This window comes from Aeribacillus composti (assembly GCF_031760945.1).
GTDB lineage: Bacteria > Bacillota > Bacilli > Bacillales > Aeribacillaceae > Aeribacillus > Aeribacillus composti.
In genome coordinates, this window is sequence record NZ_CP134501.1 from 2,599,254 (window position 1) to 2,625,307 (window position 26,054).

The following is a 26,054-nucleotide window of genomic DNA, read 5'->3' on the forward strand; positions in this document are numbered from 1 at the left end:
AAAGCTGAATCAAAAACGATTCAGCTTTCCATTTCCACCTATTTAAAAGCACCTTGGAGAAATTTCCTGCCAATTAGCGGTATCTGCATTGTCAGTTGAATAAATTTCTCACGCATCCATTTGCTTTTTAGGCATACGTTCATAATTTTGTATCGATTTGAATATATGAAGAAAATGCCGAATACTAGAAGAATTCTTTTTAATCGCTTCATAATTTAATCCCTCCATTAATTAAAATAAACTTTTTGCTCAATTTTTATCCAAAATAAAATACGCAATTACTGTTGAAATGAAAATTGATAAAAAATTAACTGCGTCATTATTCATCCAGACAAAACCTTTCGTCTTTACCGTATATTCCCCGCAATGTATTCTTTTTTCCGTTTCAGCATGGCAGACGAGACATTTATTTTTTCGTTGAAAAAAGCATCCGAACAGCGTGTCAATCAAAGCTCCAATAAATCCAAATAATATAATGAAAGGTAAAATTTGAGCATCATTTTTTATAAAAAAAGAACTCCCCAGCGCAACAAACGAAGAACCGAGGATGGAAGCAAAAGTTCCGAGAACGGTAACAGCACCTGATGTTCCTTTTTCGACAAATTTTGGAGGAAATAAAAGAATCGGTTTTATTCGGCTTAAGCTGCCAATTTCGGAAGCCCATGTGTCCGCGTTGGCGCAAGCGAATGAAATGGTTAAAAGAATGAACCAAAAATTGCGGTCATCATGATCCACTATATTGAAAATGCTGATCAATACTGGAATCCCGCCATTTGCCAGCACTTGAACATAGTCGCGTCTTTCCCCTTTTTCAAGAATTGATGCCATTTGCGCTTTTCGTTCCTTCTTCCATTTACTGATCATGCTTGATGACGCAAAAAATAATCCAAGGGGGACCAGCCCTGGAAAACCAAAACTAAAATAGATGCTAGCGCCGACAAATACGGAGCTTATTGCTCCAGAAATCGACAAAGCTTTTGACTTATAGGAAATATAAGCGATAGTCGCAATAAAAATAATGAACAATAAAGGAATGATCATTTCCTGCACTCCACCAATTCTTTTTCAGTAATGATGATATCAACCGGAATATCATGGGATTCAATCGGCACTTCCTCAACTATTTGAAAGGAAAAAGCAAGCGCAATAGTTACATTTGCGTATTTATGTAAATAACGATCAAAATAACCCCCGCCATATCCGATCCTGTGCCCACGCCGGTCGAAGCAGATGCCAGGGACGATGAGCAAGTCAATTTCTTTTGGCGTTATGAGTGTTGTTTGCTCAAAGATCGGCTCCTGTAAATCTAAATAAACATTCTCTAATTGATCAAACGATTTTATTTCCCTGAACTCCATTTCTTTTATATTTGGGTCGCATTTAGGCACAGCTGTTTTTTTCTTTTCCTGCCAGCAGCGAAAAAATAAACTTTTTGTATCGACCTCGAAGCCTTTGGATACTGTAAGGCCAATGGTATTCGCCTCCTGCCAATAGTCTGTTTCAAAAAGAGTTTCAGCAATTTTGTTTGACCAGTCCGCATGCAATTCATGCCCCATGTTTTTTAACATCCGTTTCACTTCATTTCTGATTTCAAATTTTTTTTCCAACTTAAAAATTCCTCCCATTTACCTTTTTTATAATAAAAAAACAGCAGGAAATATCTTCCCACTGCTTTTACTTCGTTTCACGATGCAAAGCATGACTTTTGCATCTTGGACAATATTTTTTCAATTCGATGCGTTCTGTGTTTGTACGTTTATTTTTTGTAGAGATATAATTTCTATCGCCGCATTCTGTGCAAGCAAGAGTAATATTTACGCGCATATCTTTCCCTCCAAACTATTTCATGTTCAAATTCAGACTTTTATATAATATCATTTTTGCATTGTAAAATCTACATTATGTTTATTTTTGAACACAAAGTTTCAAGTCGTTTCAAATTACATTTTTTTTAAGTTAACATGAAATTTCGTTAAAAGCCGTTTTGTTCTATTAAAATATATGATATAACAATAAAGGGACAACTAATGGAAGGTGAGATGCATGGAAATTGTGATTATTATTCTTTTCCTTGTCAGCATTGCTTTATTAGGAATTGCTTATACTCAGCGTGACGATATAAAAGAGTTGGAACAAGAAGTTGAGCATTTATCCGTTTCTGCGATGCAAGAAATATACAAAATGAAAAAGAAAATGAGGGTATTGGAAGAAGAATTGCTGCAAGGAACAAACACAAAGCCTGTTTCGCAAGACACACAGTCCGTTATACACTTTGATTATTACACGAAAAACAAAATTTTATCAAAATATCAGCAAGGCATGTCAATTGCTGAAATTGCAAAATCGGAAAATGCCACAACCGATGAAGTAAAGCTAATAATCGAACAAAATAAGAGGGAACTATCATGAATAAACGAATTTTACAAGCATTCTCAGCAGGGATGATCGTTTCCACCTCAATTTTGACCCTCACTTTTTATTTAGGGAACTATGATCAAAAGGTTGTGGCTGAAAAAGAGTTGACGGACAAATCAGTTAACGAGTATTTAGCTCAAAATAATAAAATTGCTGTATCCAATAAAGAATATGAAGAATTTCTTTCTTACAAAGATACAAAAGTGAAAAATCTGAATAAAACACCTCAACAAAATGAACAGCAGCAGAAGCAGCAAAATCAAAATGCACAAAACCAAAATGCACAAAATCAAAACCAAGAACAAAAGAACAATAACCAACAAACTGAGGTAAAACCTGTAAAAGTAAATATTAAAGAAGGCATGACGACAAGCGACGTATCAAAAATACTTGAACAATCGGGCATTATTGATTCCGCCTCCAAATTTAATCAATACTTAATTAAACACGATTATCATAAGCGTGTACAAATTGGAACTTTTGAAGTAAAAAAAGGGATGAGCTACTACGAGATCGCAGAAGCCCTTACAAGATAAAAGGGGCTGCGATCCGTTTTTTTATAAATAAGATTTGAAACCAGCCGTTTGCAAAAAAAGGAAGTTTTTCAAAACTCAAAATGGTGAAGTTCAGAACCACAAAAAGATTGCCCTTATCATTTTTCTCCCATTCCCGACCGTGTTGATTATTGTCATTCCAAGATCATTGTCCCAGCCTCAATTTTGTGCTTTTCTCGGCTTTTAAATTGTCTTTTTTAATCAATAGTACTTATAAAAGCCCACCAAAATTCCATGCCTTTTCTTTCACAAAATTGCCTTATGGTCTGCCCGAAATTTTTCCATAACACTTGTCTCTTATATTTCAGACATAGACACGATATAATACTTACAATTCCATTTTATATGCGATAAACTATTTAAATCGAAAGACATAAAAAGTTCCCTTCCTATTTAGATAAATTTGGGCGGCGGACCAAAATTTATTTTAGCACTAGGAGGGGCTTTTTAGTATCGCGGAACCATTTACGAATAACATAGCGATTTTATTTATATAAAAAAGGTTTGCCTGAAAACGGCAAACCTCTAATCATTTAAAGCATAATGGCGGCCTTTAACTAAATATAAAACATTTTCCGCGATATTCGTCGCATGGTCAGCAGTACGTTCAATAAATCTTGCTACAAGAGAGAGCTGGGTAATTTGATTCATATACTCTAAGTTCTCAGGAATAATTTGCAAAAGCTCCTTAATTGCTTCACCATATAAATCATCTACTTCATCGTCTATTTCGGCTATTTTTCTTGCTAATGCAACATCTTCCTCATGGTAAGCTTTCAGCGATAAAGACAGCATTTCTGATGCCAGCTTGTGCATTTTTGTGATTTGTTCAAGCGGTTTTATAAGCGGTTCATTTCCAATTCGAATTGCTGATTTTGCGATGTTGACTGCGTTATCTGCCATTCGTTCGATATCAGCAGCTATTTTAATGGAAACAATGATTCTTCTTAGATCAATCGCAACGGGCTGCTGCTTTGCAATTAAAAGAATTGCAAAGTCATTAATTTCCTCTTCGAGCTGATCGACATTCACATCTTGCTCTAATACTTCAATAGCCAAATCGATATCCTGCTTTTCTAATGCGCGGATTGATTTGCCTAATGCAACTTCCGTCAAACTGCCGATTTCAATTAACTTGGTGTGTAACGTGTTCAAGTCAAGTTCGAATTTTTCTCTCATTTTTTTTCCTCCAACATGAACCGTGTTATTCAAAACAATTATTATCCGAAGCGTCCTGTAATATAATCTTCCGTCCGCTTATCTGACGGATTAGAAAAGATTTGGTCGGTTTCGCCAAATTCGATAACTTCTCCGTTTAAGAAAAAGGCAGTTTTATCAGATATACGTGCAGCTTGCTGCATGTTATGCGTTACAATAATAATGCTGTAATCTTTCTTTAATTCTTGAACCAATTCCTCAATTTTCAACGTAGAAATCGGATCAAGCGCTGACGTTGGTTCGTCCATCAAAATCACATCAGGTTCAATTGCTAAACAACGCGCAATACATAAACGCTGCTGTTGTCCTCCTGACAGGCCATACGCGTTTTCCTTCAACCGATCTTTTACTTCATCCCATATAGCCGCGCCTCTTAAACTTTTTTCGACGATTTCATCCAATATTTTTTTATCACGGATGCCGTGTATTCTCGGTCCATACGCAATATTGTCATAAATAGATTTCGGAAACGGGTTCGGCTTTTGGAAAACCATGCCGACTTGAGTGCGCAGTTCTTCAACACGATAAGATTTATCAAATATATTTTTTCCGCGATATAATATTTCACCGTTGATTCGAACGGATGGAATCAGCTCGACCATTCGATTCAATGTTTTGATATAAGTCGACTTTCCGCATCCAGAAGGACCGATGATTGCAGTTACTTCATTTTCATAAATGTCTAAATCAATGTTTTTTAGAGCTTGATCATCACCGTACCATAAATTTAAGCCGTTCGTTTTATAGACAATTTTCTTTTCATTCTTGTCTTCGCTATTTTGTTCATAAACGATTTCTTGTTCTTTTTTCAGTTCAGTTTTTTTCAATTCAGTAATTGCCAAAATAAAAACCTCCTTCATCCTTTTAGGAAAACCCATTTAATAACGCTTTTGAAATTTGTTTCGAATCAACACCGCAACCGAATTCATTACTATTAAGAAAATAAACAACACAATGATTCCGGCAGCTGCTACATTTTGAAATTCTGCTTGAGGTCGCGAAGCCCAATTGTAAATTTGAATCGGCATAACCGTATAGGAGCTTAATAAATTCTCTGGTAAATAGTTAACAAATACAAATGCACCCGCCACAAGAAGAGGGGCAGTTTCTCCAATAGCTCGTGAAAAAGCTAAAATGCTTCCGGTAAGAATTCCAGGAATTGCAGCTGGAAGAACAATTCGATAAATTGTTTGCCATTTTGTTGCTCCCATTCCATAAGAAGCTTCACGTAACTCTTTCGGAACCGAACGGATCGCTTCTTGTGCCGCCACGACAATAACTGGCAATATTAATAAACTCATCGTTAAACCGCCTGCCAAAATGCTTCTGCCTAAATCCATTCCCCGAACAAATACTGTAAGCCCCAACAAACCAAAAACAATAGATGGGACACCCGCCAAATTCGAAATATTCGCCTGAATAAAATTTGTAAGTTTATTTTTTTTCGCATATTCCTCTAAATAGATAGCTGTTCCTACACCAAGCAGGAGGGAAATTGGAATGACCACTCCCATAACCCAAATTGAGCCGACCAGGGCTGCTTTTATTCCTGATGCAGAAGCTCTCCTAGAGGCAAAATTTTGGAAAAATTCCGGTGTTACATAACTAATTCCTTGAGTGAATATCCGGTATAACAGAATAGCAAGGACTACTAAAGCGAAGATGGTAGATACAAAAAACAGTGTTTGAAAAAAACGATTTTTCATAGTCCTTTTGCCCATCATTTTTCGAACAACCGTTTGATCAATGTACTTCATGTTAATATTCCTCCCTGAATCGGCGCGAGATAAATTGAGCTAATAAATTCATCAGCATTGTAAAGACAAAAAGCGTGGCCCCGACAGCATAAATGCTGTAATAGATTGTTGTTCCGTATCCCGCATCGCCCGTGCTGACTTGAACGATATAAGCCGTCATCGTTTGAATAGATTCAGTTGGATCAAACGTTAATTTTGGAGTGGCTCCTCCAGCCAATGTGACAATCATTGTTTCGCCAATCGCACGGGAAATTCCTAGTACGAACGAGGCAACGACTCCCGATGTGGCAGCAGGAAGTACTACTTTTAAAGCCACCTCAAATTTTGTCGCACCTAAAGCAAGTGCGCCTTCTCGAATGGAATTCGGAACAGAGCTCATCGCATCTTCTGAAAGGGAAGCAATCATCGGAATAATCATAATTCCAACAACAATGCCCGGGCTTAATGCATTGAAAAAGCCAATATCAGGGATCAATTTTTGCAAGAGAGGAGTAACAAACGTCAGAGCAAAAAAACCATATACAATAGTTGGAATTCCTGCCAAAACCTCTAAAATCGGTTTGATAATCCTTCTTGTCCGATCTGACGCATACTCACTCAAAAAAATAGCAGATGCAAGACCGACTGGAAGCGCAACAATCATGGCAATAACCGTTACTAAAAGCGTGCCAGAAACAAGAGCCATGATTCCATATGAGGCATCATCTTTTAAAAACGGATACCATTCTTTTTCAGTGATAAATTCAAAAAAAGAAACTCGTGAAAAAAACATGATTGTTTCTGTAGCAAGAGTAGCAATGATTCCGATAGTTGTTAAGATGGAAATAGCTGCTGCAACAAATAAAACGGCTGGGACCATTTTTTCCATAAAATCGCGCGTGGATTTTTTTGTTTTTTTCTCTTTGATCATTTCCCGAACCGATTTTCCTGCAGATAAAGCCATCATGAAAACCCCTTTCATGCCCATAGGAAGATGAGAAGCAAGGATGCTTCTCATCCAACCAGTCTATTTATTTTTATTTTAAACCTTCAAGCGTTTTTAACTGTTCATCATATTGCTCTTGCGGAAGTTTTACATAGCCAACTTCCTCTGCCAATTGCCCAGCGTTTTCCAAGGCAAACTTCACGTATTCATACACTTGCGGCTTTTCTTTTAATGATTTGTTGTTCACATAAAAGAATAGCGGACGGGAAAGCGGTTCATAAGTTCCTTTTTCAATCGTTTCATTTGTCGGCTCGACTGCTTCCCCTTTAGAGTTTACAATCGGTACAACTTTCAACTGGTCTTTATTTTCTAAATAGTATGCATAGCCGAAATAACCTATTGCATTTTTATCGTTAGCGACTCCTTTTACAAGTACGTTATCGTCTTCGGACAATGTCGCATCTTTTACAATCGGCTCACCGCCTAAAACAACTTCATCAAAATAATCATACGTACCGGAATCTGTACCAGGCGAGAAGTATTTAATTTTTTCATCCGGCCACTCAGGGTTGATGTCAGACCATTTTTTCGGCTCGCCTTTCCAAATTTTTGCTAAATCTTCGATCGTAAGTTTATCGACCCAGTCATTTTCTTTGTTTACAACAACGGATAAACCGTCAAAAGCAATTTTGAATTCTGTATATTCAATACCATTTTCTTCAGCAACTTTTTTCTCTTCGTCTTTAATTGGGCGAGATGCGTTAGAAATATCAGTTTCACCAGCTGTAAATTTTTCAAAGCCTCCGCCTGTTCCTGAAATTCCAATTGGAGCTTTTACATCAGGATGTTCTGCAGCAAATTCTTCAGAAACAGCTTCCATTATCGGACCAACAGTTGATGATCCATCAATAGCGATTTCACCTTCTAATTTTTGCTCGCTTGATCCGCTTTCTGAAGATGATTGCTGTCCGGAGTTTGAACCATTTGTGTTTGCATCATCCGAATTACCGCAGGCTGCTGTAAAAGCTAATACAGAACTGATCATAATGGATGACGCCAAAAATTTAAAATTTTTCATTCGGTTACTTCCCCCTATTATTTCGTGATCTCATCTTACGTATATAAGATTAACTTTCAAGTATTAAACAAGTTTTAATAGAATGTAAAGCTTTTGTAAAGCTTGTTTTTTGTGTGTATAAAGAACAGCTGATGCTGCGTAAACGGCATTCCGCATTTATTTTATCCCTTCTCTCCATCCGCTAGATTTGGCCTGTGTATGCGCTTTTCTTGTTTTAACGGGCGGTTGCTTTCTTTCAGCCTAATTTGTTTAACAAACAGATATATGAACGCATGGCCTGAACCTATTAAGAGCAATAAAAAAGGAATGGTTTTTGTTTCATTTGTCAAAGCAACTGTAAAAATAAAAAAGAGGATCGATAGGATTCTTCCTGCATTTAAAAAAATTTCTCGAACAACAATATATTCGATCCTTGCTTGCGCAATATTCCACCCTTTTCCAATCACATCATACGTGATCGAAGAGTACGGAACAAGCAAAATTGGATAGGCAATTCCGATTGCAATAGCATATATTAACAATCTTTCATAGGAAATTTGAAATAAAATGAGAAACAAGGAAAAGTATAGCATAAGCCCGCCGGCTAGAATAGCTTTTTTCCTCATTTTTTTCGTAATCCACCGAGAAGCCACAATATAAGTGAAAAAGGCTACGAAAGAATTTAGAAAACTAAATGTACCTAAAGCCATCTCACTTTTGGTCACGATGTATACAAACACATTAATGAAAAATGTAAATGTTCCTTCACGCAATCCTTGAAACACATGAGCGTTTGTAATTAATCTCCAATTTTTGTTTCTTTTTCTTTCTTGAATGATTTTCAATAAAATGTAATCTCCGTGAGCTTTTCTAGACGTAAAAAAGAAGCTCAACATGACAGCAACAGTAAATAACATTAACGAAACTGCAAAAATCACTTTATACCCAATAGTATTTGTAAGTCTTGAAATAATCAGACCGGCTAACATCGGTCCAACCATCCCTGAAAGGGAAGTTAATATCCCAAGAAAGCCATTAAAAAAGTCCCGTGTTTCCGGTTCAGTAATTTCAAATGTCAACACATTAAAGGCCAGCCAATAAAAACCGTAGCCGATGCCAATGATTGCACCTAACAAATACATGTAGTTGACAGCTTGATCTTTTAAAACTAAAACGGTTAGAAAAAATGCGGCTAAAAAGGACACTCCTAGGCGAAGTACAACGACTCGATCAATTTTTTTGGATACTTTCCCAGCAATAATGAAAGCAAGCGGCTGAAAAATGACAATAAATAAATTGTATAATCCTAAATCAATCAATTCCCCTGACTGTTTCCATAAATAAACATTTACGAACGTATTCGAAAGTGCAATGCTTAATGAATAAAAACCGCCGATCATCAACAGCAGCATTAAATCATGGTCTGTTTTTCTTGATCCAATCCATTTTTTGACGTTTATCATATAAAACTCCCCTTTACTTGCTACTACTATTTTTCCTAGCTAAAGGGGAGTTATGTATAAAGAAAGGTGTTTTCGTTACCTTTCAGTGATCAACCTCAAAAAAATGCACAGAAACCGCTGAAACGCAAATTATGTCAGTCATTTCCAAAAAATAGTAGAGTAGAAAACTGATTTCAAGGGGCTGTCCAGAAAGTCAAATCCGTTTGTGTCGTCCCATAGGCTGACCAGTTTGGATTTTTCTGTGTTGATTTCAAGGTCTAGTTTCTCCACCAGTTGCCTGTCAGCTACCGAGCGTCCTGGCATTTACTCGAGTTGGACTTGCACCAACTAGCAGATAACAGCTTAGCTGGGCGCGCCAAATAAAAAAAGGCTGAGATTCGAATATCTCAGCCTCTTGTAACAGTTTATTTTGCAGCGCTGTAGCGTTTTGCCACTTCGTCCCAATTCACAACATTCCAAAACGCTGCAATATATTCAGGACGACGGTTTTGGTATTTTAAGTAATAAGCATGCTCCCAAACATCAAGACCTAAAATTGGAGTTTTCCCTTCCATAAGAGGATTGTCTTGGTTTGGAGTGCTTGTAATTTCAAGCTCGCCGTTGTTTACAACCAACCATGCCCAGCCGGAGCCAAAACGACCAGCAGCAGCTTTAGCAAATTCTTCTTTAAAAGCTTCAAAACTTCCAAATTTTTTGTTAATTGCTTCTGCTAATTCTCCAGTTGGCTCGCCGCCTCCATTCGGTGAGAGGATGGTCCAGAACAAGCTGTGATTTGCATGTCCTCCACCATTATTTCGAACAGCTGTACGAACAGATTCAGGAACAGCGTCTAAATTAGAGATTAAGTCTTCTACACTTTTAGATAAAAGTTCAGTTTGACCTTCCAAAGCAGCGTTCAAGTTCGTCACATATGTGTTATGATGTTTTGTGTGGTGAATCGTCATTGTTTCTTTGTCAATATGAGGTTCCAATGCATCATAGTCGTATGGCAATTTAGGTAATTCATAAGCCATAATGAATCTCCTCCTTAATGATTAATATGTACTAAATGCTTTCTTCCTTGAAGCTTTCATATTCAGATTACCAAACTTATTAAAATGATGCAATTAATGTGCAATTAAAAAAGCGGTTACATTATTCGACTAATTTTATGGACCCTGCAGGATTCGAACCTGCGACCGGACGGTTATGAGCCGTCTGCTCTAACCAGCTGAGCTAAGGGTCCTTTTCCAAACACATAAGTAAATTATCACTAAATAGCGGTTGAAGTCAATGGCTAATTTAGAATATTGTATAAAGAAAATGAATGATCATCAACAGCTGAATCAGCCCTTTTGCTACTGTGCTCGCCAACAACCCCAATAAAGAACCGACTCCAACCTTTACAGCCTCGCTAAATGTTTTGCGGTGTACGAGAAGCTCTGCCGCAACAGCCCCTAAAAAAGGTCCTAAAATAATGCCAACAAACGGGATGATAAATGGCCCGGCAATTAAACCAATCGTACTTCCCCATCCGGCTGCTTTACTTCCACCAAACCGTTTAACTCCTACCATATTTGCCAAATAATCCGATAGGAATAAAAGAATGATGAACATACTTTCAACAACCCAAAATGAAATGGTTAACTGGCTGAAGCTAAAACAAATCCCATAGATAAAAAAGGCTGCTACAATCAATAACGCTGACGGTAAAATGGGGAAAAGCAGCCCGACAAAAGATAAGATAAAAAGAGCAATGATCAAAATCCAAATGATTACATCCATTTGCTTATCCTCCTAGAAATTAGAAATCAATGAACAATTTAATCCACTTGAAACGATTATTGACGGTATCCTAAAACAGCTTCCGCAATATTCACCGAGTGGTCGCCAATTCGTTCTAAGTTGCTGATAATATCTACATATACTATTCCGCCTTGTCCGGTACAAATCCCTTCATTAATGCGGATAATATGTTTTTTGCGTAAAGTGCGTTCCATTCTATCGATTTTTTCTTCAGATTTCAATACTTTTTTTGCTAATACAACATCGTTATCATCTAAAGCGTTGATCGCATCCTTCACATTTTGCAAGGTAATTTCAAACATTTCCAATAAATCTTCCAATGCCTGCTCAGTAATGGTGACTTTATTATTATTTTTATAATCAATAAGCTCCACTATATTTTCAAAATGGTCGCCGATTCGTTCAATATCTCGAACAGTATCCATTAAAATGGAATGTCGGCGTGAATCATTTTGCGACATATCTTTTCCAGAAATCAATACGAGATAATCTGTTATTTTCCTATCTAAATTATTGATCGCCTCTTCAAGCTGCATCGCCATTTGTGCGTGCTTCTGCTGATTTGTCATCAAAAATTGTCTCGTTTCCTCTAACCCTAATGATGCATATTGACCCATCCGAAGCACTTCTTCCTTCGCTTGCCCTAAAGCAATGGTTGGTGACTGTTCAATAAAAATTGGATCCAAATGCTTCGCTTTATACTCTATCGCTAAATCTTCACCAGGTATAACTTTTGTGACAAGCAGTGCAAGTGCACCGATGAACGGCGCTTGAACGATCGTATTGACAACATTAAATATTCCATGAGCAAAGGCAATGGTCATTTCAGGATTTAAATACAAATGGGCTTGCAATGATTCGATAAAATATTTGAAAATTGGTAAAATAATTAGAAAAATTGCCGTTCCGATTAAATTAAACATTACATGCGTCAAAGCAGCCCGTTTAGCAGCAATCGATGCTCCAATTGATGCCAAAACTGCTGTGATGGTTGTTCCGATATTATCACCGAATAATAAAGGCAGCACAGCGTTGAGATCAATTAACCCTTGTGAAAACATCATTTGCAAAATCCCAATCGTCGCACTTGAACTTTGAACGATGATTGTAAAAACGGTTCCAATTACAACGCCAAGCAGCGGATTTGCACTTATGCTGACAGTCAAGTCATGAAAAATTTCTAATGATCTTAACGGCTTCATGCCGTCTCCCATCAATTCAAGCCCAAAAAACAAAGCGCCAAATCCAAAGATCACCTGCCCGATGCTGTTTATTTTTTTGTTTTTAGAAAAAAATAAAAGAACAGAACCTATAAATAAAATTGGCAAGGCATAAGCTTCGATATCGAATCCGATAATAAATGCCGTAACAGTCGTTCCGATATTTGCTCCCATGATCACGCCTATTGCTTGCTTTAAGCTCATGAAGCCGGCAGAAACGAGACCAACCGTTAAAACAGTTGTACCGCTGCTTGATTGAATTAACATTGTCACAAACATCCCAGCAAAAATACCCATAATAGGGTTTGTCGTAAACTTATCCAAAATATCTCGTAATTTATCTCCGGAGAATTTTTGCATACCTTCTCCCATACTTTTAATCGCAAATAAAAAAATTCCAATCCCGCCAAGAAATTCAAATAATATTTTTTGAACATCTACATCCACTCGTTTCACCTCCTTATTTTTCCAAATATATTAACGGTTAAATCATTTTTGAAAAAGAAACGTTTACATTTCCCATTACCAAATTCCTTAAAATCCAATTTTTTTATTTTGCAATCGGTGCAGGCTCCTGCAGCTTCTGTCTATAATAATGGACGAAACCGATATGCCCCGCAAACAAAATTAATTTTTAACATGTTCCTCCCACACATGTTACTTTTATATTTTAAATTTAACAAAAAAATTTTACATTTTGTTCACAATTGTTATTCTTATTGCCGAATCGCCTATATAACTTATTTTCATTATTTTTGTTTCATTGGTACAATCAAATAGAAATGTTATAAAAGGAAGTGTTTCGATCAATGAATTTATTTGTCCTCCTTTTTAAAAGCATATACTCTCCAAAAACGATCGCTCTTACAAGATTTCAAAAAATCGGCAAACCCATTCTTTATGGATTTTTATTGGCCTTTCTTGCCGCCCTGCCCAATTGCATATATTTAAACTTAGCTATTGTAAATGCTATAAACGGGCTTGACCAAACGATAAATGAAAAAATCCCTGAATTCACCATTCATAACGGAACTTTAAAATCCGAGGAAAATGCGGTTGTGAAAGCAAAGCATGATCAATATACAATTATTTTTGACCCAAAAGGAACTTTCACAAGGGATGACTTGAAATGGCAGGAAAACGTCATCGGCATCTTATCGAATGAATTTGTTTTCGTTTCCAATGGCGCAATGCAGCAGCTCGAGTATAACTTTTTTCAGGAAACAGAGATAACAAAAGAGGATTTGACATCTGCCATCAAACAGCTGTCTGAAGTTGCTCCAATTATCATTCCCGTGATATCTATCACACTATTTGCGATGTCAGCCACTTCTAAATTTGTGGAAATTACGTTTTTAGCTATTGTCGGGCTGTTGTTTAAACAGAGGATGGGAAAAAGATTAAATTTTAAACAGCTTTGGACTATTTCAGCCTACAGCGTCACGCTTGCAACCGTGTTTTTTGCCATTATGAACTTTTTTCTCATCGATATATCCTTTGCTCTTTATATAAACTGGTTTGTACATATAACTGTTTTATATCTTGTATTAAAAGAAATCCCGAGCCCGAAACAGCCAGTAAAAGCTGCATAGAAAAACCCCTTAAGGCAGAATTTCCAACTCAGCCTTAAGGGGGTTATTAACACTATGATTTCAACTGAAATTTGTTTGTAGTGGACTTTAGAGATTCGGACAGTTCCATTAAAGTTAGTCCAATGGCATGGGTTTCGCGAATTTGTTCCATCTGTACTTTTGCGACAGACTGCATTTGCTCTGCACTGGCAAACGTTTCTTGAGAGACTGATAAAAAATTTTCAGCAGATTGCTCCATTTTAGGCAGCCAATCATCTAAAGTATGTAAGCTGTGTCTTGTTTCAGACAATATTTCATTCACTTTTCCAATCTCATCTACCAGTTGATCAAATGAAAGCCGCGATTTACCTGCAACTTCTAAATGGTTTTGTACAAGCTCCAAAATTAGCTTAAACTGCTGATAAGCGCTCTGAGAAATATCATCCATCATTTTTACAGACTGTGCTATGTCTTCCGTCGCTTTGGATGACTGTTCAGCTAATTTTCGGACTTCCTCAGCAACGATAGCAAATCCTTTGCCTTCTTCTCCAGCTCTTGCTGCTTCAATTGTTGCATTTAATGACAATAGCTTTGTTTTCTCAGATATTGCATATATCATTTCCACAACCTTTTCAATCGCCGTCGAATGATCTCGAACACTTTGGATCGTTTTAGACATAGTTTTGCATTCTTTTTCAAAGCGATTTAACGATTCGATCATCTGTCTCATATTTTGTTCTCCCGTGTTGGCTGATCGGTTCATGCCTTGTGCGCTTGAGAAAAGGCGCTCTATTCTCTCCAGCACAGTTTGAACTGTATTTTTCATGGAATGAAATACTTTTGCGCTTTCTTCAGAGCTTGAAGCTGTTTGCTGCGCACCGTTTTTCACCATTTCAATCGCTTCAACAAGATTCGTATGTAATGTTAATACGTCATCAGAAGAGTGTTTAAGCTTCCGGCCTGTCGAAAACAAATTTTCTGTTGTGGTATTAATCCTTTGAATCATCATCCCCAAATAGCCTGCCAATTGCTTAAAGCTTTTGATGAGCGAAAGGATTTCTGGAAGATTTGTATTTATGTTTAAATCAAGCTGAATATCTCCTTCACGCATTTTTCTCATTTTTTCCCTCAAAATCGTCAACGGTTTTGTCATACTTCTGACAGCTAAAAACAATATTCCCATCATAAAAAGGACGCTGATTATTCCAATCCAGATTGTATTGTAAGCTAGTTCATGCACAGGCTTTATAAAACTTTCTGTCGGAACGGCAAGCAAAAAAATTCCTTTCAATTCCTGCATTTCTTTAAAAGCCAACGTATAATCTTGTCCATTGAAAGATTTATGAATAATTCCGCTATTTTTTTTCGTTATTTCCTTTACAATTTCAGCTGGGATTTGAGTTTTTGTTTTAACGCTAACCGAAAATGGTGTGGCCTTTTCATTTCGAACGAAAAAAAAGTCAGCATTTAAACCGTCCTGAATCAGCTGGGAGGATTGCCTTTGAACGACTTCTTTATCAAATCTTTCGAAAAAATCATCAGAGCTATTTACATAAGCATACAGAAGATTGCTGGCAGCAATATCTGTCATATATACTTCCCTTTTTAATCGATCCTCTATCAAATTAAAAGTTGTTTCACTTGCTTTTTGGTAAGCAGTATAACCGACAACAGTTATCGAACTAATAAGAAGTATGAGCGCAAACAAAATCAATCTTACAAATAGAGGTATTCGCTCTCCTATCGACATGTTCTTTCTCTTCTTTTTCACTATTATGATTTCCCCCTTTATAAGCTTAACAGCATTATGACAAAAGATTATTAAGGGAATTTAAAGTTTTTTTATTTTTATTGTAAATTCCTCCATATTTTACTACATACTATTTTCCAATTATTTTTAAATACGTATAGGAGTAAACATTGAACGAGCGACAACATAAAAAATAAAAGCTTAAACAACAACTGTTCATTGCCAATCCACAAGCTAAAAACAACCGGTCCGAGCGCAACCCCTAAAAAACGCGCCATCCCGTATAAGCTAACTACAATCCCTCTTTCTGCATCATCAACACTTGATATAATCAACGAATTAATAACCGGCAGCACAAAACCTAAGCCACCAAATGAAATAGTGATAAAAAACAAAAATAGCGAAAACTGTTGAAAAATCAAAAAACTGAAAAATGATAAAAACGTCATGAACATCCCTACCAATAAAAAAAGAAAACGGTTTTTTTCATAGTCCAATCGCTTTCCTGTCCAATAAGACGATATAGATAATGCGCCTAACGGAAAAGAGTATACAAATCCTTTAAAGAATCCATCGATATGATATAACTCTTCAATTAAATAGGCTAAGTAATACAGCAGCCCAAAAAGCAAAAACATACTTGTACCGCCATACAGGTAAAGAGATAACAATCGCGCTTTTTGCACCTTTAACACATCAGCTATTCTTTGCACATATTCGTGAAGCGATATTTTTTCCTCGCCTGATGGAGAAGTCTTTATAAAAAAAAGAATGAAAAAAAGCAAGAGAGTTCCAATAATAGGGAAAAGAATGAATGGAAAATACCATGCTACAAGGGCTAACAAAGCCCCTAAAATGGGAGCGGCTACTTTTGCAGTTCCGTTGAACACTTCTAAAACGGCAAGAGCTCGATCCCGTTTTTCGCCCGTAAACATGTCTCCTGCTAATGACATGGCTAGAGACGATATTCCTCCTGTGCCAAGCCCTTGCACCAAACGTCCAGCTAACAATGTCCAAAAAGCAATAGATTTGTTGACAAAACCGCTGAAAAAACAGATAGCCCCCCCTATGATCAGCAATAAAAGCGACCATAAAATAAATGTTTTTCGGCCGTAACGGTCGGAAAGGAAACCTACGATTGGGATGATGATCGCTGCAGGTATATTAAATATGCTTAAAATAAAGCTCGTCTGTGCAGCTGTAATTTCAAGCGCTTGTCCAAATTCCGGCAATATCGGGATCAGCATCGAATTTCCTAGCACCATCATAAACGGAAGCATCCCTAATAACATAATGATGATATGCTCTCTCATATTTATCTCCCTTCGTTTACTCGAATTTCGAATTGATGCATGAATTCATTGTTGACAGCAGGGAATGCGTTAAACCGAAGAATATCTTGGACGTTTTCAAAATGCTCTTCGATCGTAAAGCAGCTTCTACCCTTTAGGTTTAACTGAGCTTCCCTCTCGCATTAATTCAGGCACTGGCTTCAGCTTGAACATATTTTCGGAAAGAATAGCTGGAAAGGATTTGAATTCATAAATTTGAGCCCGCATTGCCTGAAAGCTTTAATCTGTATAAATTTTCCATTTGAGAAGGAAGAAAGATCGAAAAAAGCATCGAACTCGCTTTGCAACAGCTTCAGCAGCTTGTCTCAAGCGAGAAAAGAGATGTTGATTTCTCCCCAGGTCCTCCGAACTTGCTAACTTTTCACTTGTGTATGCCAGCAAAGACATAATTGGTATGTTTGTACATAAAAAAACATATATGTTAATAAAGAACAAAACGGGGGAACATAGAGATGAAACGTTTATTTTCCGCTTTACTAGTTATCTTTTTCAGTTTTGTTATTTATTATGATTTAAAAAACGGTACATTACCTGTATCTTCCATACAAAATGAACAGCATGCTGAAGAACAATTTATGGAGGTAAAAGTGAAGGAAGGAGATACGGTTCTTTCCATTGTTGAAAAAATACACAATAAGCCTGTTCCAGCAAGCATTGAAGAGATTATTAAAGATTTTGGGGAATTAAATTCAAATGAAGATGTGTACAGTATACAAGCAGGAAAAACATACAAATTCCCCTTATATAACAATTAGTTAAAGTTTTTAATTCTTGTCATTGCTTGGCTATGATTGGTACAATATCATAGGATGGCAAATGTTCCATCAAACGTATTTATATTTAAGGAGCGATAAACGTGGGCGAAATCACACATCGTACGAAAACACGTCCAGTCAAAGTAGGCAACATTCAAATTGGCGGAAATAATGAAGTAGTCATTCAAAGCATGACCACAACGAAAACGCATGATGTTGAAGCCACAGTAAAAGAAATTCACAGACTGGAAGAAGCAGGTTGTCAAATCGTTCGTGTTGCTTGTCCTGATGAACGGGCTGCAAATGCAATTCCAGAAATCAAAAAACGCATTAACATTCCTCTAGTTGTCGATATACATTTTGATTACCGGCTCGCTTTAAAAGCGATTGAAGGCGGAGCAGATAAAATACGGATTAACCCGGGGAACATCGGGCGAAGGGAAAAAGTAGAAGCCGTTGTGAAGGCTGCGAAAGAAAGAAACATTCCAATCAGAATTGGAGTAAACGCCGGTTCACTTGAAAAAAGGATTTTAGAAAAGTACGGCTATCCTACTGCTGACGGAATGGTTGAAAGTGCATTGCATCACATAAAAATTTTAGAGGATCTTGATTTTCACGATATTATCGTTTCTTTAAAAGCGTCTGATGTACGGCTTTCAATCGAAGCATATGAAAAAGCTGCAAAAGCGTTTGATTATCCGCTCCATTTAGGGATTACCGAATCTGGCACTTTGTTTGCGGGGACAATCAAAAGCGCTGCCGGCCTTGGAGCCATTTTAAGCAAAGGCATCGGCAATACTTTGCGTATATCATTAAGCGCTGATCCCGTCGAAGAGGTGAAGGTTGCCCGAGAATTGCTGAAATCATTCGGCCTGGCTGCCAATGCAGCAACACTTATTTCATGCCCTACATGCGGAAGAATTGAAATAGATCTCATTAAAATCGCGAATGAAGTCGAAGAATATATTTCAAAAATTCGTGCGCCAATCAAAGTAGCTGTTTTAGGATGCGCAGTAAACGGTCCAGGCGAAGCGAGAGAAGCCGATATTGGAATTGCTGGTGCACGAGGCGAAGGATTGCTTTTTAGAAAAGGAAAAATTGTTCGGAAAGTTCCGGAAGAAACAATGGTCGAAGAATTAAAAAAAGAAGTGGATTTAATCGCTGAAGAATATTTCAAAAAACAAGAAAAGGAAAAAGTTTAAAGCTTGGAGCGGATGCCCCAAGCTTTTTGTTTTTGTTAAAAAAACGGCAATACGAAAATTCCAAGCAGCAAGGAAACGATACCTATTCCGATCGCCCATGCTCCCAGATTTTCCGCACCGCGCCGACGGGCGATAAACCCAATAATGATACCCGTTGCTCCTAATAAAACGGGCAAAACAAATAAAGAAATAATCGATAGTGCCAGCGCCAGCCATCCTAAATTGCGGCCGCCAGCTTCATCGGCGTCATTATTATAATTATATGTTTCATTTGTATTTCTAGATTCAACTGCTCCAGCTTCTGCCGCAGTTTCTTCTAGATAATCTCGGTTTTCATTATTCCGGTTTTCAAAATTTCGGTTTTCCTGAATGGCATTTATTTCAGTTGATTTGCCGGCATGTGGGAAATTTTTGTTTGCCATTGCCATATCCCTCGCTTTCAAAAGATAGGAGCATTTATAGTATAAGCAAATCAATTCCCATTATTATGGAAATGTTTTCAAATAGGATCTAATGTTGGATCAGAGGACGGGAAGCAATATGTTGATCCTTTATTTTTTTACTATTTGTGAAATTTTATTCTTTTTTTAAGAAATGACAAAACTCGAGTTCATCCCTTCTTATCATGAATTCCCATAAAAAACAAACCTTGTGATCAAATTTCACAAGGTTTGTTCATGGCAATTCGGGCATAACCCATAAATTTCAAATTTATGTCCATTAATTTTATATCCGTCCAAATACTCCTCTATCGTATTCATTGGGCATGATTCGATCTCTTTCGTTTTTCCGCATTCCATGCAAATAAAATGGTGGTGATGATGTCCTAAGTCACAATGAAAGCGAAAGTGCTTTTCACCTGAAAGCTCTGTCGTTTCCAATATACCCAACTCTGCAAACAATGATAAATTCCGGTAAATCGTATCAAAACTTAAACCGGGATAGCGCTTATTCATTTTTTCCAAAACATCTTTAGCTGTCAAATATTTATCAGAATCGGCAATTAGTTGAAGCATTTCTTTCCTTTTGGATGTATATTTATATCCCTTTTCTTTTAAATATTGTAAAGCTTGTTCGACATTCATATTTTGCCCCTCCTAGCTTTTGACAAAATAATGGAAAAAATCAAAGCCAATACCTCTAAAATGACAATTGTTCCTCCCGGAGCAATATCTAAATAATAAGATAATACTAAACCGATTAAAACGGAAGCTTCTCCTATTATAACGGAAAGAAAAATTGTCTTTTTAAAACCGGTTGCTATTCTAATACTTGCAGCAACAGGAAGGGTCATAAGCGAGGAAACTAACAAAATTCCAACAACTCTCATGGAAACGCTTATCACTAGGGCAACTGTTAAAATAAACAAAAGATGCAAGCCTTTTGCCGGCAGCCCTAATGCAGATGCATATTCTTCATCAAACGACAGTAAAAACAATTCCTTATAAAACAATACGATCAATAAAATAACCAATGCTGCAACACCAGTAATAATATATAAATCCGTCCTAGAAACCGCACTAACACTTCCAAATAAGTAATTAAAAAGATCTGTATTAAACCCGTCTGCCAAAGAGATAAATACAACGCTAAAACCGATCCCAGCCGACATAATTATCGGAATGGCCAATTCCGCATAAAATTTATAAAAAGCTCGCAGCTTTTCAATCACAAGTGAGCCTAAAACAGAAAAACCCATTCCTACATAAATTGGATTCAATGAAGAAAAGAAGGATATTTTTGAAGATAAAAAAAGACCGCCCGCAATTCCAGCCAAGGTCACATGACTCAGTGCATCTGCAATTAGTGATAATCGTCTGACCACCACAAAAACACCTAAAAGAGGTGCGATAAAACCGATTAAAATACCTGAAAGAAATGCATTTTGCAAAAACTCAAATTGTAAAATACTGCTAAACATCTTCATTTCCTCCATCTACTCATGATCATGCGTTATTAACTGAACTGGATGCCCGTACAATGAGGTCAATTCCGTTTCTTTCAGGCGTTCAAATTCGTCTTTATTTCCATGGAAATAAAGTTGTTTGTTCAAGCAAGCAACATGCGTAACTTTATCTGTAATAGCTCCAATATCATGGGTAACAAGTATTAATGTGATTTCCAATTCTTTATTCAAATGATGCAAAAGCTGATAAAAATGATTGACTGTCTGACTATCTACACCTACAGTTGGTTCATCTAAAATCAATAATTTAGGTTCACTGACAAGTGCGCGAGCAATAAATACCCGTTGCTGCTGTCCTCCTGAAAGCTCACCAATATTTTGGTGAACTGCCTTTTCCATTCCAACTGCCCGGATCGCTTCCATTACCTTTTCCCGATCAGCTTTTTTCATTTTTTTAAACAATCCGAGTTTGGGAGTCAAGCCGCTCGCTACTACTTCAAAAACAGTAGCTGGGAACGAAGAGTTAAAGCTGTTTGCCTTTTGAGAAACGTAGCCAATTTTATGCCAATCGTTAAATTGATGAATATTTTCACCAAATAAATGAATCGTCCCTTTCTGAGGCTTTAAAAGCCCTAGCAGACATTTCAATAATGTCGATTTTCCGGAGCCGTTCGGCCCAACTAAACCTAAAAATGCTCCTTTTTCAATGGAAATATTGATATTTTCGAGCACATATTTTCTCTCATATTGAAAAAAAAGGTTTTTTACTTCTACTATTTTTTCCCCCATGCTTCTCACCTATTTTATTAGGAATCATTACGATTTATTTTTATCATTAAAGTATACAGGAGAAGAGCACATTTGTAAAGAAAAATGTGTTCTCCCTCTATTTCAATGTGTTAATTAATGGATGGCAGATTTAAATTTTCCGCCCTTCGTTTCTTGTGTATTCATAATGGTAATAAACGCGTTCGGGTCAATCTCATGTACAATCGATTTTAATTTTGCCACTTCAAGCCTTGTAACAACTGCATAAATGACGTCTTTTTCCGTATCCGTGTATCCGCCTTTTCCCTTTAATTTTGTCGTTCCGCGTCCTAAGCGTGACAATATGGCATCAGACACTTCATCGTAATGATCAGATATAATGATGGCGGCCTTTGTTTCATCAAGACCTTGAACAACCGCATCAATTGTTTTAAAGGCAATATAATATGTAAAGATGGAATACATGGCTTGCTCAATCCCGAAGACAAACGCTGCGCTTCCAAAAATGAAAATATTCAAAAACATCACGATTTCACCAACGGAAAAGGGAATTTTTTTCGTTAAAAGAATTCCTAAAATTTCTGTCCCGTCCAGAGATCCTCCGTGTCTGATGACAAGTCCCACTCCTGCACCGAGCAAAAAACCACCAAATACAGTGGCTAGCAAAGGCTCTGTAGTAAAGACCTCAAAATCATGGGCCAGCCTTTCCGCAATGGCCAAACAAATGATGCCAAATATGGACGAAAACATAAATGTCTTCCCAATCTGCTTATAACCGGAATACATAAAAGGAAGGTTTAACACAATAACTAATGTTGCGAAATTAATGATTTTAATATGATTCGAAAATATGTGGTCTAAAATAAGCGAAATACCGATGATACCGCCATCAATCATATGATTTGGGACTAAAAACAGCTCGATGCTTACGGCTGCCAGAACAGCTCCGATCACAATCATTAACAATCGATAAATGATGTGTCTTAAGCTTTCTTTTTTATGATACTTTTTACTCATCTTCTCCTCCTAGTTTTTTTTAATCATATTGTATTATAAAAATTTTGCTGAGACGATATTTATGTCATTTTCTCCACCCATTTTTTTTAAAAAAAGGCAACTATCTTCCCCTCTGTTCATACGAATAAGAGGGGAGGCGAGATCTTTGATTTTATTTGAAAAAATTATTCAACAAAAAATTAACAGTTTAAAACCTGAAGAACTTGTGTCATATGCAAAGCAATATGATATATCCATTTCGATTAACGAAGCAAAACAGCTGCTTCAACTCGTACAGGGAAAAAAAATCAACGTGTTTCATGAAGAAGAAAGAATTGCTTTGTTAAAACAAATTGCCAAAATCACTTCGCCGGAAACAGCCAAAAAAGCAAATCAATTATTTTTGCAATTCTTCAATGGCAATTGGAAATAAAAAAGGCAAGTTCCCTAAAAAAGGGAGCTTGTTCTTTTTTATTGATTCGCTATTTTTTCCAAAACATTTTCATCAAACGTCTTATTCTTCAGCATGTCAATTTCAAATTTATAAGGCGGCTTTTTATTTTTTTTGTCGTCACCGACATACGGAGTTTCTAAAATTTTTGGCAAGTCTTTTAATTGCGGATGGTGGACGATATAATTGATTGCTTTAAATCCTATGTGGCCGAATCCGATATTTTCATGACGGTCTTTTTGGGCCCCGCGCGGATTTTTGCTGTCGTTTATATGAACAACTTTTAAACGGTCGATGCCGATGATTTTATCAAATTGATTTAAAACCCCATCAAAATCATTGACAATATCATAACCGGCATCATGAGTATGGCAAGTGTCGAAACAAACGGACAAATGTTCATTGTAGGTAACACCATCAATGATCATCGCAAGCTCCTCAAACGTTCTTCCGCATTCTGAACCTTTGCCGGCCATCGTTTCAAGGGCGATTTGCACTTTTTGCCCCCTCTCCAGCACTTCATTTAAACCTTCAATAATTTTTTTGATTCCGGCTTCTGCACCGGCTCCAACGTGAGCTCCCGGATGGAGCACGATTTGTTTTGCACCGATTGCTTCCGTGCGTTCAATTTCCGATTTTAAAAAATCAACGCCAAGCTGGAAGGTCGCTAAATTTGTTGTATTGCCAATGTTAATAATATATGGTGCGTGAACGACAATTTCTTCGATGCCATGCTCTTTCATATGCGCCAAACCTGCTTCGATATTTAAATCTTCAATTTTTTTTCTTCTCGTGTTTTGCGGGGCTCCTGTATAAATCATAAACGTATTAGCGCCGTATGAAACTGCCTCTTCACTTGCCGCAAGCAACATTTTCTTGCCGCTCATCGATACATGCGAGCCAATTTTTAACATGTTTTTCCTCTCCTTACAACCTTTTATTTATTTTTTCTTGCTTGCTTTTTCTTTAGCTTTTCAATTTGTTCTTTCATCTTTTTTTTGTATCCTGGTTTTACCGATTTTGGCTTTTTGATGATTCCGATAATCGCGTTTGTTTCCATTGGTTGTTTTTTTCTTTTTTGTCTGCGATTTCGGTCATCGAGCGCTTTCCATATTCCGTTTTCAATATCTCGATTTTCAAAGATTATCCCCATTTTTTCAAGCTTTTGCAGCATTTGTTCGTTATCGTCTTCATAGATTGTATAGGCAAATCCTGAAAAGCCAGCCCGAGCCGTTCTTCCGGTTCGGTGAATATAAAAATCTAAATCAGTCGGCAGCTCGGCATTGATTACATGGGAAACACCTTCAATATCAATTCCTCTTGCAGCTAAATCAGTTGCTACTACAACTTGATAGGCAAGATCCTTTATTTGACGCATTTCTTTTTTCCGTTCACGCGGGGTAAGACCGCCGTGGATTTGCCCAACCTTTAATCCCTTTTCGGCAAGACCGTATGCCACATCTTGGGCATTCGCTTTTGTATTCACAAAAATTAACGCTAAATAAGGGTTTAAGGAAACTACCATATTGTATAAAAGATCTATTTTGTTTCGATGCCTCAGCGGAACAAGGACATGCGTGATGTTTTTGGCATGTACTTGTTTTGGAGATACATGAACATACTCAGGATTTTCCATATATTTTTTTAAAAAAGGCTTTAATTTTTCAGGAATGGTGGCAGAAAACACAAGCATTTGCAGTTCTTTTTTCATTCGACTAGCTATTTGGTCGACCTCATAAATAAAGCCTAAATCTAGCATTAAATCGGCTTCATCCACAACTATGCTTTTGGTCGAATATAAATCTAGCGCCCCTTCCTTGACAAGATCAAGAATTCTGCCAGGTGTTCCGATCACAAGATGGGGCTGAGTTTTTAGCTTTTCGATCGCCCGCATTTTATCTGTACCGCCAATAAAAAGTTTTGCATGTAATTCTTTTTCCGGCGGGGCAAATTTTATGATTTTTAACGCTTCCTCGTAAATTTGGGTCGCGAGCTCTCTCGTCGGTGCTAAAACAACAACTTGGACACGCTTTTCCTCTCCACAAATACTGTTGATTAACGGTAGCAAATAAGCATGTGTTTTGCCTGTACCTGTTTGTGATTGGCCGATGGCACTTGCTCCTCTTAATATGATTGGGATCATTTGTGCTTGAATTTCAGTCGGTTCTTTAAAACCTAACGACTGAACGGCATCTATAATAAAATCTTGAAATGGAAAATCTTTAAAATCAGCTGCCATTGCAAAACAACTCCTTCATAATCAATCAACCCATTTTTTGATTATAAACAATATAATGGAAAAACTCCAATTTTAATAAAACATTTTCCTAAAACGCCGCATAGTTTAATGTAGGTAAAACAGGAAAAGAAAGGGGAAAAGTTTATGCATCCTTATCGTGCTTTTCCTCCCTTCCGGCAGCAGCCATTGATCCGCCCTTTTTTTGGCGGAGGCTACCATCCTTTTTGGGGGCAGCCACCTGTTCAGCAATGGCCGGTTCCGCCTAGGGGAGGATTACAATCGCTTTTTTCGCGTTTTCTTCCATCGAGCACAATGCATGCAGGAAGTATACCGTCAAGCGGTGCTGTTCAAAGTTTAACAAACCCTGCCAATCTTTCAAACATGTTGACGAATGTCCAAAAAGTTCTCGGTGTCGCTCAGCAAGTCACACCGATGGTTCAGCAATACGGTCCTCTGATCCGTAATCTCCCGGCAATGTTCAAAATTTATAGAGAATTAAAAAATGCTGATACAGACAGTAGCGAAGAAGATGATATAAAAGAAAATTCGTCTTCTAAAAGATTGAAGGAACAGACAGCCGATGACAGCCCTTCAGATGAAAATACGTCGGGCGAATCAAAACCTAAGCTTTATATTTAATTGTGTTTTGTTTTCTTCCTCCATGTTAGGT

29 protein-coding genes and 1 tRNA gene are annotated in these 26,054 nt (G+C 37.2%); 7 read left to right on the top strand and 23 right to left on the bottom strand.

The window, feature by feature from the left end:
- Nucleotides 1-38: 38 nt before the first annotated feature.
- The 4 genes from yqgO to rpmG form a co-directional block, all read right to left on the bottom strand.
- A complete protein-coding gene (gene yqgO / locus RI196_RS18795) occupies nt 39-212 on the bottom strand; it encodes a protein YqgO (protein ID WP_488168110.1) in 174 nt (57 codons plus the stop codon).
- Nucleotides 213-249: 37 nt separating this feature from the next.
- Nucleotides 250-1,041, bottom strand: coding sequence for a DUF92 domain-containing protein (locus RI196_RS12645; RefSeq protein ID WP_066247569.1), 792 nt, complete (start codon nt 1,039-1,041; stop codon nt 250-252).
- Nucleotides 1,038-1,607 carry a 5-formyltetrahydrofolate cyclo-ligase gene (locus tag RI196_RS12650; RefSeq protein ID WP_063388083.1) on the bottom strand — a complete coding sequence of 190 codons (570 nt, stop codon included), beginning with the start codon at nt 1,605-1,607 and terminating at the stop codon, nt 1,038-1,040. Before RI196_RS12650 ends, RI196_RS12645 begins: the two co-directional genes overlap by 4 nt.
- A 67-nt stretch (nt 1,608-1,674) precedes the next feature.
- On the bottom strand, nt 1,675-1,824 hold the full coding sequence (rpmG, locus tag RI196_RS12655) for a 50S ribosomal protein L33 (RefSeq protein WP_063388082.1): 150 nt from the start codon (nt 1,822-1,824) through the stop codon (nt 1,675-1,677).
- Nucleotides 1,825-2,043: 219 nt separating this feature from the next.
- Here rpmG and RI196_RS12660 point away from each other — a divergent pair, with 219 nt between their 5' ends.
- Together RI196_RS12660 and RI196_RS12665 are read left to right on the top strand one after the other, a co-directional pair.
- Nucleotides 2,044-2,409 carry a DUF6115 domain-containing protein gene (locus RI196_RS12660; RefSeq protein WP_063388081.1) on the top strand — a complete coding sequence of 122 codons (366 nt, stop codon included), beginning with the start codon at nt 2,044-2,046 and terminating at the stop codon, nt 2,407-2,409.
- On the top strand, nt 2,406-2,951 hold the full coding sequence (locus RI196_RS12665) for an endolytic transglycosylase MltG (RefSeq protein WP_066247568.1): 546 nt from the start codon (nt 2,406-2,408) through the stop codon (nt 2,949-2,951). Before RI196_RS12660 ends, RI196_RS12665 begins: the two co-directional genes overlap by 4 nt.
- Before the next feature lie 543 nt (nt 2,952-3,494).
- Here RI196_RS12665 and phoU read toward each other — a convergent pair.
- From phoU to RI196_RS12715, 10 genes are all read right to left on the bottom strand, one after another.
- Complete coding sequence (gene phoU, locus RI196_RS12670) at nt 3,495-4,148, bottom strand: phosphate signaling complex protein PhoU (protein WP_063388079.1); 654 nt, start codon at nt 4,146-4,148, stop codon at nt 3,495-3,497.
- Between the two features lie 41 nt (nt 4,149-4,189).
- Entirely contained in the window at nt 4,190-4,981 is a 792-nt protein-coding gene (gene pstB, locus RI196_RS12675) for a phosphate ABC transporter ATP-binding protein PstB (protein ID WP_269467022.1), read from the bottom strand.
- A gap of 84 nt (nt 4,982-5,065) precedes the next feature.
- Nucleotides 5,066-5,944 (bottom strand): phosphate ABC transporter permease PstA, encoded by an 879-nt coding sequence (gene pstA, locus RI196_RS12680; protein ID WP_311066321.1) that lies wholly within the window; start codon nt 5,942-5,944, stop codon nt 5,066-5,068.
- A 1-nt stretch (nt 5,945) separates the two neighbouring features.
- Nucleotides 5,946-6,887, bottom strand: coding sequence for a phosphate ABC transporter permease subunit PstC (gene pstC, locus RI196_RS12685; protein WP_063388077.1), 942 nt, complete (start codon nt 6,885-6,887; stop codon nt 5,946-5,948).
- A 73-nt stretch (nt 6,888-6,960) separates the two neighbouring features.
- Nucleotides 6,961-7,947 carry a PstS family phosphate ABC transporter substrate-binding protein gene (locus tag RI196_RS12690; protein ID WP_117016748.1) on the bottom strand — a complete coding sequence of 329 codons (987 nt, stop codon included), beginning with the start codon at nt 7,945-7,947 and terminating at the stop codon, nt 6,961-6,963.
- 161 nt (nt 7,948-8,108) lie between these two features.
- Nucleotides 8,109-9,389, bottom strand: coding sequence for an MFS transporter (locus RI196_RS12695; RefSeq protein WP_311066322.1), 1,281 nt, complete (start codon nt 9,387-9,389; stop codon nt 8,109-8,111).
- A gap of 404 nt (nt 9,390-9,793) precedes the next feature.
- Nucleotides 9,794-10,402 carry a superoxide dismutase SodA gene (gene sodA / locus RI196_RS12700; protein WP_063388074.1) on the bottom strand — a complete coding sequence of 203 codons (609 nt, stop codon included), beginning with the start codon at nt 10,400-10,402 and terminating at the stop codon, nt 9,794-9,796.
- A gap of 138 nt (nt 10,403-10,540) precedes the next feature.
- Nucleotides 10,541-10,614 (bottom strand) — tRNA-Ile (locus tag RI196_RS12705).
- A gap of 56 nt (nt 10,615-10,670) precedes the next feature.
- On the bottom strand, nt 10,671-11,153 hold the full coding sequence (locus RI196_RS12710; RefSeq protein WP_063388073.1) for a DUF456 domain-containing protein: 483 nt from the start codon (nt 11,151-11,153) through the stop codon (nt 10,671-10,673).
- A gap of 56 nt (nt 11,154-11,209) precedes the next feature.
- A complete protein-coding gene (locus RI196_RS12715; RefSeq protein ID WP_311066323.1) occupies nt 11,210-12,841 on the bottom strand; it encodes a Na/Pi cotransporter family protein in 1,632 nt (543 codons plus the stop codon).
- A gap of 362 nt (nt 12,842-13,203) precedes the next feature.
- Between RI196_RS12715 and RI196_RS12720 the strand changes: the two genes are divergently transcribed.
- Nucleotides 13,204-13,986 carry a DUF1189 domain-containing protein gene (locus tag RI196_RS12720; protein WP_311066324.1) on the top strand — a complete coding sequence of 261 codons (783 nt, stop codon included), beginning with the start codon at nt 13,204-13,206 and terminating at the stop codon, nt 13,984-13,986.
- 52 nt (nt 13,987-14,038) lie between these two features.
- Here the strand turns inward: RI196_RS12720 and RI196_RS12725 are convergent, their stop codons facing one another.
- Complete coding sequence (locus tag RI196_RS12725) at nt 14,039-15,736, bottom strand: methyl-accepting chemotaxis protein (protein WP_311066325.1); 1,698 nt, start codon at nt 15,734-15,736, stop codon at nt 14,039-14,041.
- Between the two features lie 77 nt (nt 15,737-15,813).
- Entirely contained in the window at nt 15,814-17,028 is a 1,215-nt protein-coding gene (locus tag RI196_RS12730) for an MFS transporter (protein ID WP_311066326.1), read from the bottom strand.
- 491 nt (nt 17,029-17,519) lie between these two features.
- Here RI196_RS12730 and yqfZ point away from each other — a divergent pair, with 491 nt between their 5' ends.
- Both yqfZ and ispG read left to right on the top strand, forming a co-directional pair.
- Nucleotides 17,520-17,822: a protein YqfZ gene (gene yqfZ / locus RI196_RS12735; RefSeq protein ID WP_063388069.1), complete on the top strand. Its 303-nt coding sequence runs from the start codon at nt 17,520-17,522 to the stop codon at nt 17,820-17,822.
- A 95-nt stretch (nt 17,823-17,917) separates the two neighbouring features.
- Entirely contained in the window at nt 17,918-19,024 is a 1,107-nt protein-coding gene (gene ispG / locus RI196_RS12740) for a flavodoxin-dependent (E)-4-hydroxy-3-methylbut-2-enyl-diphosphate synthase (protein ID WP_094246222.1), read from the top strand.
- A gap of 35 nt (nt 19,025-19,059) precedes the next feature.
- Here ispG and RI196_RS12745 read toward each other — a convergent pair whose 3' ends face one another.
- From RI196_RS12745 to RI196_RS12765, 5 genes are all read right to left on the bottom strand, one after another.
- Nucleotides 19,060-19,446 carry a DUF4190 domain-containing protein gene (locus RI196_RS12745; protein WP_311066327.1) on the bottom strand — a complete coding sequence of 129 codons (387 nt, stop codon included), beginning with the start codon at nt 19,444-19,446 and terminating at the stop codon, nt 19,060-19,062.
- 240 nt (nt 19,447-19,686) lie between these two features.
- Nucleotides 19,687-20,109, bottom strand: coding sequence for a zinc uptake transcriptional repressor Zur (zur, locus tag RI196_RS12750; protein WP_063388066.1), 423 nt, complete (start codon nt 20,107-20,109; stop codon nt 19,687-19,689).
- The gene (locus RI196_RS12755) at nt 20,106-20,945 is read right to left on the bottom strand and encodes a metal ABC transporter permease (RefSeq protein WP_063388065.1); all 840 of its coding nucleotides are present in this window, start codon (nt 20,943-20,945) and stop codon (nt 20,106-20,108) included. The genes zur and RI196_RS12755 overlap by 4 nt, the downstream gene beginning before the upstream one ends.
- A 15-nt stretch (nt 20,946-20,960) precedes the next feature.
- Nucleotides 20,961-21,719 (bottom strand): metal ABC transporter ATP-binding protein, encoded by a 759-nt coding sequence (locus RI196_RS12760; protein ID WP_311066328.1) that lies wholly within the window; start codon nt 21,717-21,719, stop codon nt 20,961-20,963.
- A gap of 114 nt (nt 21,720-21,833) precedes the next feature.
- On the bottom strand, nt 21,834-22,715 hold the full coding sequence (locus RI196_RS12765) for a YitT family protein (protein ID WP_311066329.1): 882 nt from the start codon (nt 22,713-22,715) through the stop codon (nt 21,834-21,836).
- Nucleotides 22,716-22,860: 145 nt separating this feature from the next.
- Between RI196_RS12765 and RI196_RS12770 the strand changes: the two genes are divergently transcribed.
- Nucleotides 22,861-23,127: a DUF2624 domain-containing protein gene (locus RI196_RS12770; protein WP_063388062.1), complete on the top strand. Its 267-nt coding sequence runs from the start codon at nt 22,861-22,863 to the stop codon at nt 23,125-23,127.
- A gap of 38 nt (nt 23,128-23,165) precedes the next feature.
- Here the strand turns inward: RI196_RS12770 and RI196_RS12775 are convergent, their stop codons facing one another.
- Both RI196_RS12775 and RI196_RS12780 read right to left on the bottom strand, forming a co-directional pair.
- Nucleotides 23,166-24,059, bottom strand: a complete 894-nt coding sequence (locus RI196_RS12775) for a deoxyribonuclease IV (protein ID WP_066247561.1) — start codon at nt 24,057-24,059, stop codon at nt 23,166-23,168.
- Between the two features lie 23 nt (nt 24,060-24,082).
- Entirely contained in the window at nt 24,083-25,384 is a 1,302-nt protein-coding gene (locus tag RI196_RS12780; protein WP_144596775.1) for a DEAD/DEAH box helicase, read from the bottom strand.
- A 312-nt stretch (nt 25,385-25,696) separates the two neighbouring features.
- On the opposite strand from RI196_RS12780, the gene vrrA reads away from it, so the two are divergent.
- A complete protein-coding gene (vrrA, locus tag RI196_RS12785; RefSeq protein WP_375338815.1) occupies nt 25,697-26,023 on the top strand; it encodes a VrrA/YqfQ family protein in 327 nt (108 codons plus the stop codon).
- Nucleotides 26,024-26,054 lie beyond the last annotated feature (31 nt).